The 16,991-nt window shown below is 63.6% G+C and carries 13 protein-coding genes and 1 pseudogene; 9 read left to right on the plus strand and 5 right to left on the minus strand.

Annotation, left to right across the window (positions count from 1 at the left end; all coding sequences use genetic code 11):
* The 4 genes from aroA to V3572_RS11080 form a co-directional block, all read right to left on the minus strand.
* The coding region (aroA, locus tag V3572_RS11065; protein ID WP_332111054.1) for a 3-phosphoshikimate 1-carboxyvinyltransferase at positions 1–1,154 on the minus strand (1,154 nt) is incomplete at its 3' end.
* 172 nt (positions 1,155–1,326) lie between these two features.
* Entirely contained in the window at positions 1,327–2,490 is a 1,164-nt protein-coding gene (pheA, locus tag V3572_RS11070; protein WP_332111055.1) for a prephenate dehydratase, read from the minus strand.
* Positions 2,491–2,493: 3 nt separating this feature from the next.
* Positions 2,494–3,468, minus strand: coding sequence for a 3-dehydroquinate synthase II family protein (locus V3572_RS11075; protein WP_332111056.1), 975 nt, complete (start codon positions 3,466–3,468; stop codon positions 2,494–2,496).
* A 7-nt stretch (positions 3,469–3,475) separates the two neighbouring features.
* Entirely contained in the window at positions 3,476–4,279 is an 804-nt protein-coding gene (locus V3572_RS11080; RefSeq protein ID WP_332111057.1) for a 2-amino-3,7-dideoxy-D-threo-hept-6-ulosonate synthase, read from the minus strand.
* Between the two features lie 821 nt (positions 4,280–5,100).
* On the opposite strand from V3572_RS11080, the gene aprB reads away from it, so the two are divergent.
* The 6 genes from aprB to V3572_RS11110 all read left to right on the plus strand — a co-directional run bounded on the left by aprB (position 5,101) and on the right by V3572_RS11110 (position 13,242).
* Complete coding sequence (gene aprB / locus V3572_RS11085) at positions 5,101–5,592, plus strand: adenylyl-sulfate reductase subunit beta (RefSeq protein ID WP_332111058.1); 492 nt, start codon at positions 5,101–5,103, stop codon at positions 5,590–5,592.
* Between the two features lie 38 nt (positions 5,593–5,630).
* Positions 5,631–7,619: an adenylyl-sulfate reductase subunit alpha gene (gene aprA / locus V3572_RS11090; protein WP_332111059.1), complete on the plus strand. Its 1,989-nt coding sequence runs from the start codon at positions 5,631–5,633 to the stop codon at positions 7,617–7,619.
* A gap of 157 nt (positions 7,620–7,776) precedes the next feature.
* Entirely contained in the window at positions 7,777–9,018 is a 1,242-nt protein-coding gene (locus tag V3572_RS11095) for a CoB--CoM heterodisulfide reductase iron-sulfur subunit A family protein (protein ID WP_332111060.1), read from the plus strand.
* Positions 9,019–9,024: 6 nt separating this feature from the next.
* On the plus strand, positions 9,025–11,334 hold the full coding sequence (locus V3572_RS11100; RefSeq protein ID WP_332111061.1) for a hydrogenase iron-sulfur subunit: 2,310 nt from the start codon (positions 9,025–9,027) through the stop codon (positions 11,332–11,334).
* A 9-nt stretch (positions 11,335–11,343) separates the two neighbouring features.
* Positions 11,344–12,543 carry a quinone-interacting membrane-bound oxidoreductase complex subunit QmoC gene (gene qmoC / locus V3572_RS11105; RefSeq protein ID WP_332111062.1) on the plus strand — a complete coding sequence of 400 codons (1,200 nt, stop codon included), beginning with the start codon at positions 11,344–11,346 and terminating at the stop codon, positions 12,541–12,543.
* 18 nt (positions 12,544–12,561) lie between these two features.
* On the plus strand, positions 12,562–13,242 hold the full coding sequence (locus V3572_RS11110; RefSeq protein WP_332111063.1) for a hypothetical protein: 681 nt from the start codon (positions 12,562–12,564) through the stop codon (positions 13,240–13,242).
* A 113-nt stretch (positions 13,243–13,355) separates the two neighbouring features.
* Here the strand turns inward: V3572_RS11110 and V3572_RS11115 are convergent, their stop codons facing one another.
* On the minus strand, positions 13,356–13,640 hold the full coding sequence (locus tag V3572_RS11115; RefSeq protein WP_332111064.1) for a cysteine-rich small domain-containing protein: 285 nt from the start codon (positions 13,638–13,640) through the stop codon (positions 13,356–13,358).
* 136 nt (positions 13,641–13,776) lie between these two features.
* Here V3572_RS11115 and V3572_RS11120 point away from each other — a divergent pair, with 136 nt between their 5' ends.
* The 3 genes and pseudogenes from V3572_RS11120 to V3572_RS11130 all read left to right on the plus strand — a co-directional run.
* Positions 13,777–15,081, plus strand: a complete 1,305-nt coding sequence (locus V3572_RS11120; RefSeq protein ID WP_332111065.1) for a hypothetical protein — start codon at positions 13,777–13,779, stop codon at positions 15,079–15,081.
* Positions 15,082–15,257: 176 nt separating this feature from the next.
* Positions 15,258–16,604: a PP2C family protein-serine/threonine phosphatase gene (locus tag V3572_RS11125; RefSeq protein WP_332111066.1), complete on the plus strand. Its 1,347-nt coding sequence runs from the start codon at positions 15,258–15,260 to the stop codon at positions 16,602–16,604.
* A 9-nt stretch (positions 16,605–16,613) separates the two neighbouring features.
* Positions 16,614–16,991, plus strand: a pseudogene (locus V3572_RS11130) (peptidoglycan-binding protein); the annotation flags it as partial.

Below are 16,991 nucleotides of genomic sequence, written 5' to 3' on the forward strand. Positions count from 1 at the left end.
AGCCCCGGCTCGATGCGCAGTCCGTCGGGGAGAACCGTCGCCCTGGCTCCGGCCCGGGTCAGGTTGTCGGCCAGGGCCGCCAGCCGATCCGATTCCTTGAGGCGCAGATGCGCCACATTGCGGATGGTCGTGGTTCCCACGGCCATGGCGGCCGTGGCGGCGATGGTGGGCACGAGATCGGGACAATGCCCCATGTCCACGGTGATGCCGGAAAGGGGGGAGGGGAAGACCGTGACCGAGTCGATGTCCTGGGTGAAGCGCGCCTCCATGCGGCCAAGGATGTCCACCATGGCCGTGTCGCCCTGGGCCGAGTCGCGGCGCAGGTTTTCGACCCGCACCGGCCGCGAGCCGAGCGCGCCTGCGGCCAGGAAATAGGAGGCGTTGGACCAGTCGCCCTCCACCTGGCGGCTGCCGGGCAGGTAGCGCCCCGGGCGGCACAGGAAACGTAAATGCCCGGGCTCGGCCTTGGTGATGCTGGCCGGATCGGTGACGACCCAGGCTTCGCCGCGCTTGGTCTCGACGGTCACGGGGACGCCGCAGTCCCGCATGGCGGTGAGCGTCACGGCCACATAGGGCCAGGACACGGCCTTTTCGCCCGTGACCAGGATGGTCAATGGCCCCGAGGCCAGGGGCGAGGCCAGGAGCAGCCCCGAGAGATACTGGCTGCTTTCCTCCAGGGTGATCCCGACCTCGCCGCCGGAAAGTCCCGTGGCCGTGATGGCCAGCGGCGGGCAGTCGGGTTTGCCGGGAAAGTCCACCCGCGCCCCGAGCCCTGTCAGCGCCCGGGTCAGCTCGCCGATGGGCCGCTCATGCATGCGGCCCCGGCCGGATACGGTGAAAAGCCCCTGCCCGGCGGCGGCCACGGCCACGATCAGGCGGCAGGTGGTGCCGGATTCGCCCACGTCCAGGACGGCGGGCGACGTGTCGCCGCCCCGGGGAACCCCGGCCACGCCGCGTACCGCATAGTCGCCGCCCTTGCCTTCGATGACGGCCCCCATGGCCGCAAGGCAGGCCCGGGTGCGTTCCAGATCCTGGCTCTCCAGGACGCCCGTGACCCGCGAGTCGCCCTCGGCCAGCGCGGCGCAGATGAGCAACCGGTGCGACACGGACTTGGAGGCCGGGGCGGTGATGACGACGGGAGAGACACAACTCATGATGGCCTCCGGCGGCCAGGGAGAAAACTTTTTGAAAAAAGTTTTCTCCCTGGACCCTCTTTCAAAAACTTTTGTCGGCCCCCTGTCGGGGGGGTCCGGGGGGAATCATTCCCCCCGGCGGTGGTGGGGTCCGGGGAGGAGGCGGCGCCTCCTCCCCGGTGCCGTAGCGCGTTCATTCCTCGATGACCTCCATTTTCCCGGACACGTCGATATGCGGCCCGGCCGGGTAGCAGCCCAGGATGCGCAGGCTATGGGTGCAGGCGCGCAGGTCGTCCAGGAGTTTGGCGTATTCGGCGCGGCTTAAGTCGCACTGCAGGTCGGCGAAAAACACGTATTTCCATTTTTCGCCCCGAAACGGCCGCGATTCCAGCTTGGTGATGTTGATGTCGCGACCGGCCAGTTTTTCCAGCACCGTATGCAGGGAGCCGGGCTTGTCCGGGAGGTTGAACAGGATGGAGGTCTTGTCCCGGTTTTCCTGCTTGGTGTCGCTGGGGCCGATGATCAGGAACCGGGTCCAGTTGTCGGGCAGGTCTTCGATGTGGCTGGCCAGGACGTTTAAGTTGTGCATCTCCCCCAGGCGGCTGTGTCCGATGGCGGCGGCCGAGGGCGTTTTGAGGATACGCAGGGCGGCGGCGGCGGTGCTTTCGGTGGGGATGATCTTGGCCCCCGGCAGGTTGGCCCGCAGCCAACCGGCGCACTGGGCCAGGGGTTGGGGGTGGGAATAGACGGTCTTTATGCGGGCCAGCTCCGTGGCCTTGGAGAGCAGCGAATGGCTGATCTTGCAGTAGACCTCGGCCTGGACGAAGACGTCGTGGCGCATAAAGAGGTCCAGGCTTTGTCCCACGGTGCCTTGCAGGGAGTTTTCCAGGGGAACGAGCCCCAGGTCCGCCTCGCGGGAGGCCACGGCGGCGAACACGTCGTCGATGGACGGCTTGGGCTCGAAGTCCCCGGCCCGGCCCAGGGTGGCCATGGCCGCGAAGTGGGAGAACGTGCCTTCGGGACCGAGGAAGACGACTTTTTCCGGGCGTTGCAGGCGGCGGGAGGAGGACAGGATCTCCCGGTAGATGATGCGCAGGTGCTCGGCGGGCAGGGGGCCCGGATTTCCGGCGGCCAGACGCTTTAAGACCTCTTTTTCGCGGAAGGGCTTGTAGACGGCCTGCTGCGTGCCGTCCTTGCGCTTCCCGACCTCGATGCTGGCGGCGGCCCGGCGGTTGAGAAGGGCCAGGATATGGTCGTCGATGTCGTCGATCTCCCGGCGCACCCCGGCCAGGAACCCTTCCAGGGCCTCGGGGGAGGTGGCGGCAGGGGTGGCGGGTGAGGGCTTTTTGGCGGCCATGGCTCAGCCCTCCTTGATGTCTTCGGCGATGCGCATGCCGAAATGGCGTCCGGCCACGTCCGTGCGGCACAAAATCTCGTCGCCCACGCGCAGCGCGACCACGCTCACGGGCGAGCCGTCGGCGCGCACCAGGCGGATGGTCTCGGCGTTTTGCAAAAAGAGCTTGCCTTCGGCGTCGCCGATTCTGGCGGCCACGAGCAGCATGGGCCGCACCTCCACCTTGACCCGGCCCACCACGGCCAGGGAGGTTTCGCCCGTGGCCGAGACGATGAGCACCTCGTCGCCTGCGGCCAGTTCCTCCAGGTAGCGGGTCTTGTCCCCGGGCATGGCGGCGTAGGCATGCACGGCCCCGGCGTTGATCCGGAAGGGCCGGGCGGCCACGTAGGGGTTGGACTCGGTTTCGGCGTGGACCAGGAAGGTAAAGGCGCTGGAGTTGCCGACCAGCATGCCCTGGCCGGTGCGCAGCATGGAGATGGTGTCCACGCAGACCCGGTGCCCCAGCCCCACGGGGGTGATCTCGGTGACCACGGCCGGGGAGAGGCCGATGGTCCCCTGGCTGATTTTGAGTTCGGCCACGATTTGTTTCAGGTCGGCCGCCGCCTCGGGGAGGACCAGGATGCGGTCCACGCCGCGCTCCAGGATGCCTGCGGCGAGTTTGGCCTCGGCCAGGCTTGCGGCCTCCATGCCGACGCCCGTGCCCTGGGCCAGGATGTTTTCCACGGGGATGATCTCGCAGCCGCGCGCCAAAAAGACGGTTTCGCCCTTTTGCACAAGCCGCACGGCCTCTTCCTCGTCGGCCTTGGAGGCCACGGCCGTGACGGCCACCCCGGACAGGGGAACCACCCGCACCCGGCCCAAGGCCTGGATTTTTTCCACGTCGGCGTCATCGGCCAGGATGGCGTCCACGCCGGACTCCAGGGCCAGGGTGACGAACTTTTTGTCGAAGGGAACGGCTTTCGCCCAGATTTCCTTGCTCATGACGTCCTCATGCGTTGTCGGCCAGAAGTTCCATGGCCTGGTCCACGTCCCAGTTGCGCTGGACGATGCCGTGCAGGGCCTGGACGATGCGCGCCGGTTGGCGGTGCTGGAAGATGTTTCTGCCGATGGACAGGCCCGCCCCCCCGGCCTGGACCGAGTCGTGGGCCATCTGGATCAGGTCGCGGTCGTTATCCATTTTGGGGCCGCCGGCGATGACCACGGGGATGCAGCAGGCCTCGGCCACCCGGGCGAAGCTGTCCACGTCGCCGGTGTAGGGCACCTTGACCACGTCCGCGCCGAGTTCCGTGCCCACCCGGGCGCAGTGGCGCACGATCTCGGGGTCGTATTCGTTTTTGACCTTGGGCCCCCGGGCGTAGACCATGGCCAGGACCGGCATGCCCCATTCGGCGGCCTTGGAGGTGACCTCGCCGAAATGTTCGAGCATGTGCCGCTCGGTCTCGTCGCCCAGGTTCACATGCAGGGACACGCCGTCGGCCCCGAGTTTCAGGGCGTCTTCCACCGTGGCCACCAAGATCTTGGCGTTGGGGTAGGGCGACAGGGTGGTCGAGGCGGAGAGGTGGATGATCAGCCCCACGTCGCGGCCGCGACCCCGATGGGAGCAGCGGGGCAGGCCCTTGTGCATGAGCACGGCGTTGGCCCCGCCCTCGGCCACCTGGTTGACGGCCTCGCGCATGTCGATCAAGCCGTCGATGGGGCCCACGGTGACGCCGTGGTCCATGGGGACGATGATGGTGCGGTGGGTGTTGCGATTCAAGATACGCTCAAGTCGTACGGCTTTCCCCAAAAGCATGGCCAACCCCCTTGCGGTTTTGCTGTTTGGCCTCTCGGCGGGTCGTGGGGGACCGGGAAGCCGACGGCCAAAAAAAAGAGCCGCCGGCGTTTCGTGACGCCCGCGGCCCTTGGAGAGGCTTTGTGTGCGGTTTTGGTTACACCGCACCCCTCCCCAGACCACGGGCGTGGCTAAACCAGTACCAAAAATAAAAACCGGTGGCGGGGATGAGGTTGTGGTGACGCATGGGCATGAATAGTCGCAAGGGGTTTGTGGTGTCAAGATTTTTTTCACGGTGTTCGTGGGGGTTGGCGACAAGAGAAGCCACGAGGAGATAAAAATATTGAAAATAGGGCTTGCTGCGGCGCGTCGAGTCATCTAAGAGGCTTGATGAAATCCGACACCGCACGTCACCTGTGGCGAAGACGTCGGAATTGCCCGTGCCTCTTCCCTCATTCGGCCCCGGGAGTCCTCGTGGCCAGCCGCAAATCCAGGCGCGGCGCGGGGAATCACGCGGGGAACCAAAAAAAACATTTCTTCGCTTGACGTGGCCCGTCGAGCTTGTTAAATTCCTCACAAGCTTTCCGCGTTAAGGCTAAATAGTCTGCTATTCTGGGGAGTTGTTGTCGCCCATAATGACAAAAAGGCGCGCAATTCCCGGCCCAGGTGGAAGGCGTTCGGGCCGTCGGCAAGGGGCGTCGGCGCGCGGAGCGGCGAAAGACGCCGGGGAGGAATCCTTCCCGGCGGTCGCACGTTCAAGGCCGCGTGAAATCACCCGACGTATTGCTATACGGTGGAATTGGCACAGGCAGCAATCAACAACCAAAAAGTGGAGGACGACTATGCCTACCTTTGTTGATCCGAGCAAGTGTGACGGATGCAAAGGCGGTGAAAAAACCGCGTGCATGTACATTTGCCCCAATGACCTGATGATCCTCGATCCCCAGGAAATGAAGGCTTACAACCAGGAACCGTCGGCTTGCTGGGAGTGCTACTCCTGCGTGAAGATCTGCCCCCAGGGCGCCATCGGCGCCCGTCCCTACGCCGACTTCGCGCCCATGGGCGGCACCTCGATCCCCATGCGCTCGGCCGACTCCATCATGTGGACCATCAAGTTCCGCAATGGCAACATCAAGCGGTACAAATTCCCCATCCGGACCACCCCGGAAGGCTCCATCAAGCCCTATGAAGGCAAGCCCGAAGGCGTCAACCTGGAAGACGAGTTGCTGTTCACCGAGACCAAGCTGATCGAGCCCAAGGAAGTCCTGATGAAGGCCTTCTCGGTGACCGATTCCGATACCGTGCAGTGCTGGCTTGACGGTTTTTGCAAGTAATCTTTGCACTACAAGAATATAATAGGAGGAGACATCCTATGCCTACCATTCCCGTTAAGGAAGAGCCCAAAGGTATCGCCCTTGCCGAGCCGGAACTGATCGAAAAAGACGTCGACATCCTTATGGTCGGCGGCGGCATGGGCACCTGCGGCACCGCTTACGAGGCATGCCGTTGGGCCGACAAGATCGGCGGGATCAAGATCATGCTGCTGGACAAGGCTTCGCTTGAGCGCTCCGGCGCTGTGGCCCAGGGCCTGTCCGCCATCAATACCTATGTCGGCGAGAACCCGGTTGACGACTACGTCCGCATGGTCCGCACCGACCTGATGGGCCTCGTGCGCGAAGATCTGATCTTCGACCTGGGCCGTCACGTGGACGACTCCGTCCACCTGTTCGAAGAGTGGGGCCTGCCTTGCTGGGTGAAAGAAGGCGACCACAACCTGGACGGCGCTGCGGCCAAGGCCAAAGGCGTGTCTCTGCGCACCGGCGCGGCCCCTGTCCGCTCCGGCCGTTGGCAGATCATGATCAACGGTGAGTCCTACAAGTGCATCGTGGCCGAGGCGGCGAAAAACGCCCTGGGCCAGGATCGCTACCTCGAGCGCGTGTTCGTCGTGAAGCTGCTTTTGGACGCCAACGAGAAGAACCGCATCGCCGGCGCCGTGGGCTTCTCCACCCGCGAAAACAAAGTGTACGTGTTCAAGACCAACGCCATGGTCGTGGCCTGCGGCGGCGCGGTCAACGTGTACCGCCCCCGGTCCACTGGTGAAGGCATGGGTCGCGCCTGGTACCCGGTGTGGAACTCCGGTTCCACCTACACCATGTGCGCTCAGGTCGGCGCCGAGATGACCATGATGGAAAACCGTTTCGTCCCGGCTCGTTTCAAGGACGGTTACGGCCCGGTCGGCGCCTGGTTCCTGCTGTTCAAGGCCAAAGCCACCAACGCCAAGGGTGAAGACTACTGCGTCACCAACCGCGCCATGCTCAAGCCCTACGAGGATCGCGGCTACGCCAAGGGTCACGTCATCCCGACCTGTCTGCGTAACCACATGATGCTTCGCGAAATGCGCGAAGGTCGCGGCCCCATCTACATGGACACCGCCACCGCGCTGCAGACCACCTTCGCCAAGCTCAGCCCCGAGCAGCAGAAGCACCTGGAAGCCGAGGCTTGGGAAGACTTCCTCGACATGTGCGTCGGCCAGGCCAACCTGTGGGCCTGCATGAACATCGAGCCCGAAGTCAGCGGCTCCGAGATCATGCCCACCGAGCCGTACCTGCTCGGCTCCCACTCCGGCTGCTGCGGCATCTGGGTCTCCGGCCCCGACGAGAAGTGGGTTCCCGACGACTACAAAGTCAAGGCCGACAACGGCAAAGTCTACAACCGCATGACCACGGTCAACGGCCTGTGGACCTGCGCTGACGGCGTTGGCGCCTCCGGCCACAAGTTCTCCTCCGGCTCCCACGCTGAAGGCCGCATCGTCGGCAAGCAGATGGTGCGCTGGGTGGTGGACCACAAGGACTTCAAGCCCGCCCTGAAGCAGAGCGCCGCCGAGCTGGCCAAGGAAATCTACCAGCCGTGGCACACCTTCCAGGAAGGCAAGGCCGCTTCGACGGATCCCATCGTCAACCCCAACTACATCAGCCCGCACAACTTCATGATGCGCCTGGTGAAGTGCACGGACGAGTACGGCGGAGGCTGCGCCACCCTGTACACCACGTCCAAGACCCTGCTGGACACCGGCTTCAAGTTGCTGCAGATGCTGGAAGAGGACAGCCAGAAGCTGGCCGCCCGCGACCTGCACGAATTGATGCGCTGCTGGGAGCAGTACCACCGCCTGTGGACCGTCCGTCTGCACATGACCCACATCATGTTCCGCGAAGAAACCCGCTACCCGGGCTTCTACTATCGCGGCGACTTCCTGGGCCTGGACGACAGCAAGTGGAAGTGCTTCGTCAACTCCGTGTACGATCCGGAGACCAAGGAAACCAAGGTCTTCAAGAAGACCTATCACCAGATCATTCCGGACTAAAGATGCGCATGACGGCCGCGGGCGTTCTGCCCGCGGCCGTTTTTTAACGGTCTTATCCGGGACGACCGACCGGGCCGTTGACCGAGCCGTCCGCGGGGTCTATCGTCGCGGATCAGGCCGTTTGCATGCGGGCTATAACCACTGCCGGGAGGTTGCGATGTCGAGCAGCGCGATACTCGTCGTCGGCGGCGGCTTCAGCGGGATCACCGCCGCATTGGAAGCCGCTGAAGTCGGCCACGAAGTGTTCATTGTCGAGAAAAATCCTTTCTTGGGCGGCCGGGTAATGCAGCTCAACAAGTATTTTCCAAAACTGTGCCCCCCGTCCTGCGGACTGGAGATCCAGTTCCAGCGCATCAAAAACAACAAGAACGTCAAGTTTTTCACCATGGCCGAGGTGACCAAGGTCACCGGCAAGCCCGGCGATTACGATGTGACCATAAGCATTCGGCCCCGCTATGTGGAGCCCGGCAGTCTGGATCTGTCCGATACGGCCGAGGCGCTTTCCAAGGACGTGCCGAGCGAATTCGAACTGGGCATGGGCAGCCGCAAGGCCCTGTACATGGACGTGCCCTTCGCCTTCCCCAATCGCTACGTCCTGGACAAGGACAACTGTTCGAAAGAAGATCTGGCCTCCCTGGCCGGAACCGACATCATCAACATGGGCGACGCCCCCAAGGAAGTGACGGTCAAGGTCGGCAGCATCATCTACGCCACCGGCTGGAAGCCTTACGACGTCACCCGCCTGACCAACCTGGGCGCCGGGAGCATCGCCAACTGCGTGTCCAACATGCAGCTCGAACGCCTGGCCTCGCCCAGCGGTCCCACGGGCGGCTGCATCGTGCGCCCCTCCGACGGCCGCACCCCGCGCTCCATCGCCTTCGTGCAGTGCGCCGGCTCCCGCGACGAGAATCACTTGAACTACTGTTCCTACATCTGCTGCATGGCCTCCCTCAAGCAGGCCGCCTATGTTCGCGAGCAGTATCCGAACGCGCGCATCACCATCTATTACATTGATCTGCGCACCCCCGGGCGCTACGAGAACTTCGCCAAAAAGATCCTGGCCGATGACAAGATCGCCACGGTCAAGGGCAAGGTCGCGGCAGTGGCCGAGGATTCCGGGACCGGCGACGTGCTGCTCACCGTGGAAGACGCGGTGACCGGCATCAAGTCCGAGAACCGTTTCGAGATGGCGGTTCTGGCCACGGGCATGCAGCCGAGCCTGGCCGGACAGAAACTGCCGGTGGACGTGGCCCTTGACGAGATGGGATTCATCGTGGGCGGTGAGGAGAAAGGCATATTCGCCGCCGGATGCGCCAAGACGCCGCTTGATGTCATGAAATCGGCCCAATCCGCGACCGGCGCGGCCATGAAAGCGATTCAAACGGTGAGAGGGAGGTAGAAGGCGATGGCCGAAAAAATCGGTGTGTATATAGATGAGTCCAGCATCGCCCCGCATCTGGACGCGGGAGAGCTGGCCGCCTTCGTCAAGGAAAAGCTCGGCGGCACGTGTCCGGTCATCAAGACCCACAAGCGTCTTTCGAGCCCCGCCGCCGTGGCCGACATCAAAAGCGATATCGAGGCCGGCAGCATCGACGCCGTCTTATTGTGCGGCACCTCCCCCCGCGTGGACTGGGACGTGTTCGATTTCGGGGACAAGGTGCTTGTTGATCGCGTGAATCTGCGCGAGTTCGGGGTGTTGGCCTACAAGAACCCGGACGGCAGCACCCTTGGCAAAGACGAGCCCGCCCCGGATCTGCTCAAGATGGTGGCCAAGGACTACATCAAGATGGGGGTGATGAAGCTCACCAAGATGAAGATCCCCGATCCGGAAATGGCCGAATCCGTCAAGACCATCCTGGTCATCGGCGGCGGCTTCACCGGCTTGAATGCAGCCCTATCCGCCGTCAAGGGCGGCTTTGACGTGGTGCTTCTGGAAAAGACCGACGTCCTGGGCGGAAAGGCCGCCAAACAATACAAAACCTTCCCCATGGCCTATCCGTACACCGAGGCGCACGCCATCGGCATCGAGAAGATCATCGCCGAGGTCACGGGCAACGCCAAGATCAAGGTCAAAACCGGGACCACCCTCAAAGAGCTCCAGGGCGCGCCCGGCAACTACACGGCCATTTTGACCGGCCCGGGCGGCGAGACCTCGGAGCCCATCGGGGCCGTGGTCCTGGCCGCCGGTTGGTCTCCCCAGGATACCGAGTATCTGAAGCCCTTCGGCTACGGGACCTATAAAAACGTCATCACCACGGTCGAGTTCGAGGCCATGGCCAAAAACGGCGGCATCAAGCGCCCCTCGGACGGCAAGGCCCCGGGCAGCGTCCTTTTCGCCGTTGACGTGGCCGCTCTGATCAAAGAGATCCCTGCCCCCGAGCCCGAGGCCCCGGCCGAAGGCGAGGCCGCTCCCGCCGCTCCGGCCGCCGCCGCAGCGCCTGAAGAGGCCGAGGCCAAGACCAACTTCATGGAAGTCAAAACCGCCAAGCACCTCATTTACAGTTCCGAGTTGACCAGCCTGGTGGCGCTTAAGCAGGCTGGATACGTGGATGAGATGCTGCCCGGTTCCGTGGCCATGATCGTCTACGACTCCATGATGGTTCCGGGCATCAACGAGCGCTACTACCGCGCCGCCCAGGACAAGCCCGGGGTGATGCTCACCAAGGGCACGATCACCGGCGTCAAGGAGGCTCCCGGCGGGATGCTGACGGTCAGCGCCACGGGAACCCTGCTCGGGGCCGAGGCGGAATTCACCGCCGATCTGGTGGTTTTGCCCACGGGCCTGGTTCCGGCCACGGCCACCGACCCCACCATCAACCTGGTGTACCGCCAGGGACCGGCCTTCCCGGACCTGGACCTGTTCGACGGCTACGCCGATTCGAACTACATCTGCTTCCCCTACGAGACCCGCCGTACGGGCATCTACGCGGCCGGGTGCGTGCGCCAGCCCATGACCATGGCCCAGGCCAAGGACGACGCCGACGGGGCGGTCTTAAAGGCCATCCAGTGCATCACCTCGTCCAACCGGGGCGTGTCCGTGCATCCGCGCTCGGGGGACCGGTCCTTCCCGGTGTTCAACTTCGTGCGCTGCACCCAGTGCAAGCGCTGCACCGAGGAATGTCCCTTCGGGGCCCTGGACGACGATGAAAAGGGAACGCCCAAGCCCAACCCCACGCGCTGCCGCCGCTGCGGCACCTGTATGGGCGCGTGTCCGGAGCGGGTCATCTCCTTTGACAACTACAATGTCGACATGATCGGCTCCATGATCCGCGAAATGGACATCCCGCCCAAGATCGACGAGGGCGGACCCCGGGTGCTGATCCTGGCCTGCGAAAACGACGCCTATCCGGCCCTGGACATGGCGGCGCTGCGCGGCAAGCATTGGAGTCCCTTCGTGCGCATCATCCCGGTGCGCTGCCTGGGTTCGGTCAACGCCATCTGGGTGGCCGACGCCATGTCCAAAGGCATTGACGGGGTGATGATGCTTGGGTGCAAATACGGCGACGACTATCAGTGCCACTTCGTCAAGGGTTCGGAGATCTGCAACCGCCGCAAGGAAAACATCGCGGAGTCGCTCAAGCGCCTGGGCGTGGAGCCCGAGCGCGTGGAGCAATACCAGGTGTCCATCGACGAGTACGACAAGGTCCCGGACATGATCGATTCATTTATCGAGATGGTCCTGAAAATTGGGCCGAACCCGTTCAAAGGATACTAGGAGGGGACAATGTCGCAAGTTGCAAAAATCCAACCCGATCTGCAGTTCGTCAAGGAATTGCAGGCCGTCGGCGGGGAATCCCTCAAAAAGTGCTATCAGTGCGCCACGTGCAGCGTGGCCTGCCCCCTGGCGCCGCCTGAGAATCCCTTTCCCCGCAAGGAGATGGTCTGGGCCCAGTGGGGCCTCAAGGACCGCTTTGAGGGCGATATCGACATCTGGCTGTGCCACAACTGCCAGACCTGCTCGGAATTGTGTCCGCGCGGGGCGCGCCCCGGCGACCTGATCAGCGCGTTGCGCAACATGACGTATCGCAAGCTGGTCAAGCCCTCCATCGTGGGCGAATGGATGAGTTCGAGCAAGTATCTGCCCATTCTCATCGCCATCCCGGCCGTGCTGTTCCTTCTTATTTGGTACATCAGCACCGGTCTGACCATCCCCGAGGGCGAGATCGTCTACGGCAAGGTCTTCTACGGCGACTACTACATCGACCCGCCGTTTACGCTTCTGGCCCTGTTCGTGGCCTTCACCTTCTTTCGGGGCGCGGTCACCCTGTGGAAGTCCTTTGACAAGGCCCTGCCCAAGACCCTGGTCATCGGGAAGCAGCGGGTCAAACCGACGCTGATCGAATCCGTCAAGGCCGTGCTTTTGGGTGAAATCGCCACCCACGTGAAGTGGAACGAGTGCGGCAACGACAATACCGAGCGTTTCAAAGGCCACCTGAGCCTGTTTTACGGCTTTGTGGCCCTGGCCATCGTCACCGGCGTGGTGGCGGCCGGGCACTGGGGCGGCAAGGTGCTGACGTTCATCGCCCCCATCGGCCACACCCCCATGCCCCTGTGGAGCCCGGTGAAGCTTCTGGCCAACGTGGGCGCGGTGCTGCTCCTGGTGGGCCTGACCTACCTGACGCGGCGTCGCCTCAATGCCGATTCCTCGAAATCCACGTCGTCGTACTACGACTGGTACTTGCTTGGCGTCATCTGGGCCGTGGCCTTGACGGGCATCGGTTCGGAACTGTTCCGCTTGTCCGGTGTGGCGACCCTTGCCTATCCGGTCTATTATCTGCACCTCGTGGCCGTGTTCATGCTGTTCGCCTACCTGCCCTGGTCCAAGCTCGGGCACTTGGTCTATCGCACCACGGCATTGGTGTATGCCCATCAGGTCGGTCGTCTGCCCCTGGCCCGCGAAGAAGAAAAAATTTTCATGGTTTAATGAAAGGAGGATGATACCATGGCTGAAGCTCGCAAAGTGTTCCCCATGAACACGTTCGTGTCGTATCTGAAAGGTGTGGATAAGGAAGGCAACAAAAAGGGCGTCGTGGAACTGGTGGGCTATATGACCCAGTCCGAGATCGACGAGGAACTGGCCCCCTTCGCGGCCGCCCTGGCCAAGGCCTGGATCTACGAGCAGCACCCCGAACTGGTGAAGATGACCAGCGGCGACCTGTCCGCCCAGGGACAGAACGTGTCCGTGGCCATCCTGCCCCCGGACGTCACCGCCGAGGTGGGCGCGCTGTTCGCCAAGCTGGCCGCCGACAAGAAGACCATCTGTGAGCAGGCCGCCAAGCTTGAGAAGGTCGAGAAGGAACTGGCTGAGAAGACCGCCATCCTCAAAGACACCGACACCCGCATGAAGGCCGCCGAGACCAAGGTCAAGTCCCTGGAGGCCTCCCTGCAGAGCGCCGGCGACAAGGTCATCGTGGCTTCCGAGGCCAAAGTTGTGGAATACATCGGCAAGGTCGACGAACTTTTGAAAATGATCGAAGACGTGAAAAAGCACGGCGTGGTCACCGTGTCTGGCGGCGGCGCGGCCCCGGCTGCGGCTGGCGGCACCGGCACCCCCGATGTGGGCGGCGAGCCGTCGGCCGACTTCGGCTTCGGCAGCGATGCTTTCGCTACCGACAAGTGGTAGGCCGCATCCCGGTTCCCCACGCGGGGCCGGTCATCCGGCTTTTCTAGCGGGCTTTTTGGCCCATGGTATGACAGTCATCGCGCGGTCGGTTCGTCCGGCCGCGCGATGTTTTTTTATGGGCGCTGCGGGGTCGTGGCGGGCGCTTGGGCCGCGCGCGCCCGGTCCGCCTCCTGGCGCAGGCGGGCGATGATCTCGTCGTAGCCGCCTGGGCGATGGGGGCGGGTGCAGGTGGTGCAGTCCTTGATGCCGCTGCGAAGGATGAAATGTCCGCCGCAGTCCGGGAGGAAATACAGGGGACAGAAGCAGAACAGACAGTTGAATTCGGCGGGATCAAGCCCCTGATGGCAGGGGAAATACTCGCACTGGACATTCTGGAAAAAGCGGTGGCTTGGCTTCATGGGCCGGTATCCTCCCTGATCGTGTCTACGCCTTGTGCGGCAGGTCTGGAAGCCTCAATTGGCCTATGGATGTTGGCACGCGGCTTGCTTCAACTGCCCCGAGAGCACCAGACCAGGAAAAACAGGACCGCCGAACATGTCGATAGACCTCTCCCAACTCACCCTCATGCGCGCCCGCCAGGATCTGGACGGGGCCATGGCCGGGCTGGGAACCTCCTCGGCAAGCGATCCTTTGAAGTTTCGGACCATGCTGGCCAGCCGTCTGGGCATTGACGGCCAGGTGCTTGGGGCCGGGGAGGCCTTTGCCGGAAAGGCCTTGATGCAGGATTTGTCCGGGCTCGGGCTGGGGGAGGGCGCGTCCACGGATGATGCGGTGCTTGGAATGTCCGGGCTTGGCGCGGGGCTTTCCGGCCTTGGCGGAGAGGAGTCCTTCGGGGATGGCCTGGGCGGGATGAACATGCTCAAATACAATGCCCTGCACACCCTGGCAAAAATTGCCGACACCACCCCGACTTCGGTGCAGGCTGCGGCCCAGGCCGCGGCCCAGTCCGCGACGGACTCCGCCGGATCGAGCGAGGTGCGCCGCAGCGTGGTGAAAAACGCCGTGCGCATGGTGGTGAATTCCGGGGCCAGACATCCGGACGATCTCGGTCACCTGTCCCGGGCCGCCAAGGGTGAGAATGCCGGTTTCACCCAGAGCGAGGAAGAGCTGTTCATGGCCGCGGCCAAGGCCGAAAGCAGCCTTGAGCAACGGATGCAGGCGGAGTCCAAAACGCAGGGCCAGGCTGCCGGGCCGGTGTTGGCCTCCAGCCTGGAGCGATCCGCAGGCGCCCTCAGTTCCCGCTACGAATCCGGCGGGGCCATTGATTGCATCGGTTACGACAAAAAGGGCGGCACCTCCTACGGCCAGTACCAAATCGCCTCCAAGACCGGGACCATGGAGAATTTCATCAAATTTCTGGATGACAAGGCCCCGGACATCGCCACCCGGCTAAAGAACGCCGGGCCCTCCGACACCGGCGGCAAGACCGGCAGCATGCCCGAGGAGTGGAAGGAAATCGCCTCCGAGGATCCCAAGCGGTTCGAGGCCCTGCAGCACGAGTTCATCCGGGTCAACAACTATTCCCCGGCCGCCAAGAGCATCGTCCTGACCTCCGGGGTGGATGTGAACAGCCGGTCCCACGCCCTGCGCGAGGTGTTGTGGAGCACCGCCGTGCAGCATGGGCCAAGCGGGGCGGAACGCATTTTCAGCAAGGCCATCGAGACGGCCCAGACCACCAAGACCGGTCAGGATTTTGACAAGGCGGTCATCGAGGAAGTTTATTCCATCCGGCAGCGGCAGTTCGGCAGCCATGGCAGACGCATCCGCGAGGCGGTCACGGCCCGCTTCCAGGACGAGAAGAGTTCCGCCATCGCCATGCTGGATCAGACCGCCGCCTAACGTCCATCCGCCGCAATCCCCGTTGACGCGGTTCGCGCCCTGGCCCGAAGTCTCACAGACACATCAAAAGCCGCGCCAGCCCATCCTTGCCGGTGGGCGGCCATCTGTTGCATGGTCCGTTTGCCTGACAGGACAATTTGTATTACCACACGTCAAATATCCATCAGGACGTGCGCATGACCGCTACCCCTCACATCTGCGCCAATGCGGCCGACGACCTCCTGCGCCTGACGCGGCGTCTGGAGAAGCTCAAGCAGTGTTTCGCCCTGTGCGGCATCATCAATTCCACCCTGGATCTCCCCGAGGTGCTGGAGCGGATCATGAGCACCTCGCGCCGGGCCGTGGGGGCCGAGACATGCAGCCTGCTTCTGGTGGACGAGTCCCCCGGGCCGGGCCGGGGCGAGCTGGTGTTTCGGGTGGCCCAGGGCCCCATGAGCGACTTTTTGCGCCAGGGATTTCGCCTGAAGCGCGGCGAAGGGTTGGCGGGCTGGGCCTGCGAGCATGGAAAATCGCTGCTTATCGCCGACGCCTATGCCGACGCGCGGTTCAACCCCGAGGTGGACCGGCGCACGGGCTATCGCACAAAAACCATCCTCACCGTCCCCCTGGCGGTGCGGGGCCGGGTCATCGGCGTCTCCCAGCTCATCAACAAGGAGGATGGGACGCCGTTTGACGCCACGGACCTGGAAACCTTCAGCCTGATCTGCGACCAGGCCGCCGTGGCCATCGACAATGCCCGTCTGCACGCCGAGATGCTCCAAAAACAGCGCATGGATTTCGACATGGAGCTGGCGGCCAACGTGCAACAGGGATTCATTCCCAGGCGGACCCCCGAGTTCCAGGTTCTGGATGTGGCCGGGGTGAACCATTGCTGCGACGAGACCGGTGGCGACTATTACGACTTCATTGTCCGCAGGGATGCGGCAGGCACGCCCACCCACCTAGTGGTTCTGGTGGGCGACGTCAGCGGCCACGGCATCCCGGCGGCGCTCCTTATGGCCAGCGCCCGGGCCTTTTTGCGGGCTCGGCTCCTGGCCCCGGGCGGGGTCGACGAGGCCCTGTGCGACGTCAACCGCCTGCTGTCGGAGGATCTGGGCATGACCGGACGGTTCATGACCCTATTCGCCCTGGAGGTCGATGTGACCTCCAGGGACATCCGCTGGTCCCGGGCCGGGCATGATCCGGCCCTGATCTACGACCCGGCCGCAGACGCCTTCCAGGAGCTTGGGGGCAAGGGCATTCCCCTGGGAATCGACAAGGGGTGGGTCTTTTGCAGCGACCGGATGCAGGCCCTGACTGCGGGCTGCGTGGTGGTGCTGGGTACGGACGGCATCTGGGAGGCCCGTGATCCTGCCGGAGAAATGTATGGCAAAAATCGGCTCAAAAAGGTGGTGCGGACCTGTTGCGCCAGAACGGCTTCGGAAATCGCCGATGCCGTCATGGACGACCTGGCCGCCTACCGGTGCGGCCTGACCCGCCGCGACGATGAAACCGTTGTGGTCATCAAGATCAAGGAAACCTAGGAGTGCGACATGACCAAAATCATGATCCCCGTAGCCCTGCTTCTGGCTCTGCTGACGGTGGGATGCGGCCAGGACGACAGTAAAAAATCCTTTGGCCGGGCAGATCTGAACAAGGATGGCAAGGTCATTTTCGAGGAGGGCGTCATCGCCTATCCGGACCTGACCGTTGAGGAATTTCGCCTGTACGACAAAGACGGCGGCGGGGCGCTGAGCGGTGAGGAATATGCGTTTTTTACGACCGCCCGCAAATCGGGTACGCCGCCGCCAGCCAAACCTGAGGCCAAACCCCAGCCCGCAGCCGAACAGGCGGCCGCGCCAGTCGCGCCCCCTCAGGTCATGAAGGCGTCGGCCACCACGACGAAATCGAGCCCATCGAGGGCCCGGGCC

The organism is Desulfolutivibrio sp., from assembly GCF_036584575.1.
GTDB lineage: Bacteria > Desulfobacterota > Desulfovibrionia > Desulfovibrionales > Desulfovibrionaceae > Desulfolutivibrio.

Excerpts from the sequence above, each read along its gene's own strand:
- V3572_RS11115 (WP_332111064.1), bottom strand. The coding sequence starts at position 13,640 with ATGAAGCCAAGCCACCGCTTTTTCCAGAATGTCCAGTGCGAGTATTTC.
- V3572_RS11095 (WP_332111060.1), top strand. The coding sequence starts at position 7,777 with ATGTCGAGCAGCGCGATACTCGTCGTCGGCGGCGGCTTCAGCGGGATC.
- V3572_RS11100 (WP_332111061.1), top strand. The coding sequence starts at position 9,025 with ATGGCCGAAAAAATCGGTGTGTATATAGATGAGTCCAGCATCGCCCCG.
- V3572_RS11120 (WP_332111065.1), top strand. The coding sequence starts at position 13,777 with ATGTCGATAGACCTCTCCCAACTCACCCTCATGCGCGCCCGCCAGGAT.
- V3572_RS11080 (WP_332111057.1), bottom strand. The coding sequence starts at position 4,279 with ATGCTTTTGGGGAAAGCCGTACGACTTGAGCGTATCTTGAATCGCAAC.
- qmoC (WP_332111062.1), top strand. The coding sequence starts at position 11,344 with ATGTCGCAAGTTGCAAAAATCCAACCCGATCTGCAGTTCGTCAAGGAA.
- pheA (WP_332111055.1), bottom strand. The coding sequence starts at position 2,490 with ATGGCCGCCAAAAAGCCCTCACCCGCCACCCCTGCCGCCACCTCCCCC.
- V3572_RS11125 (WP_332111066.1), top strand. The coding sequence starts at position 15,258 with ATGACCGCTACCCCTCACATCTGCGCCAATGCGGCCGACGACCTCCTG.
- aprB (WP_332111058.1), top strand. The coding sequence starts at position 5,101 with ATGCCTACCTTTGTTGATCCGAGCAAGTGTGACGGATGCAAAGGCGGT.
- aprA (WP_332111059.1), top strand. The coding sequence starts at position 5,631 with ATGCCTACCATTCCCGTTAAGGAAGAGCCCAAAGGTATCGCCCTTGCC.
- V3572_RS11075 (WP_332111056.1), bottom strand. The coding sequence starts at position 3,468 with ATGAGCAAGGAAATCTGGGCGAAAGCCGTTCCCTTCGACAAAAAGTTC.
- V3572_RS11110 (WP_332111063.1), top strand. The coding sequence starts at position 12,562 with ATGGCTGAAGCTCGCAAAGTGTTCCCCATGAACACGTTCGTGTCGTAT.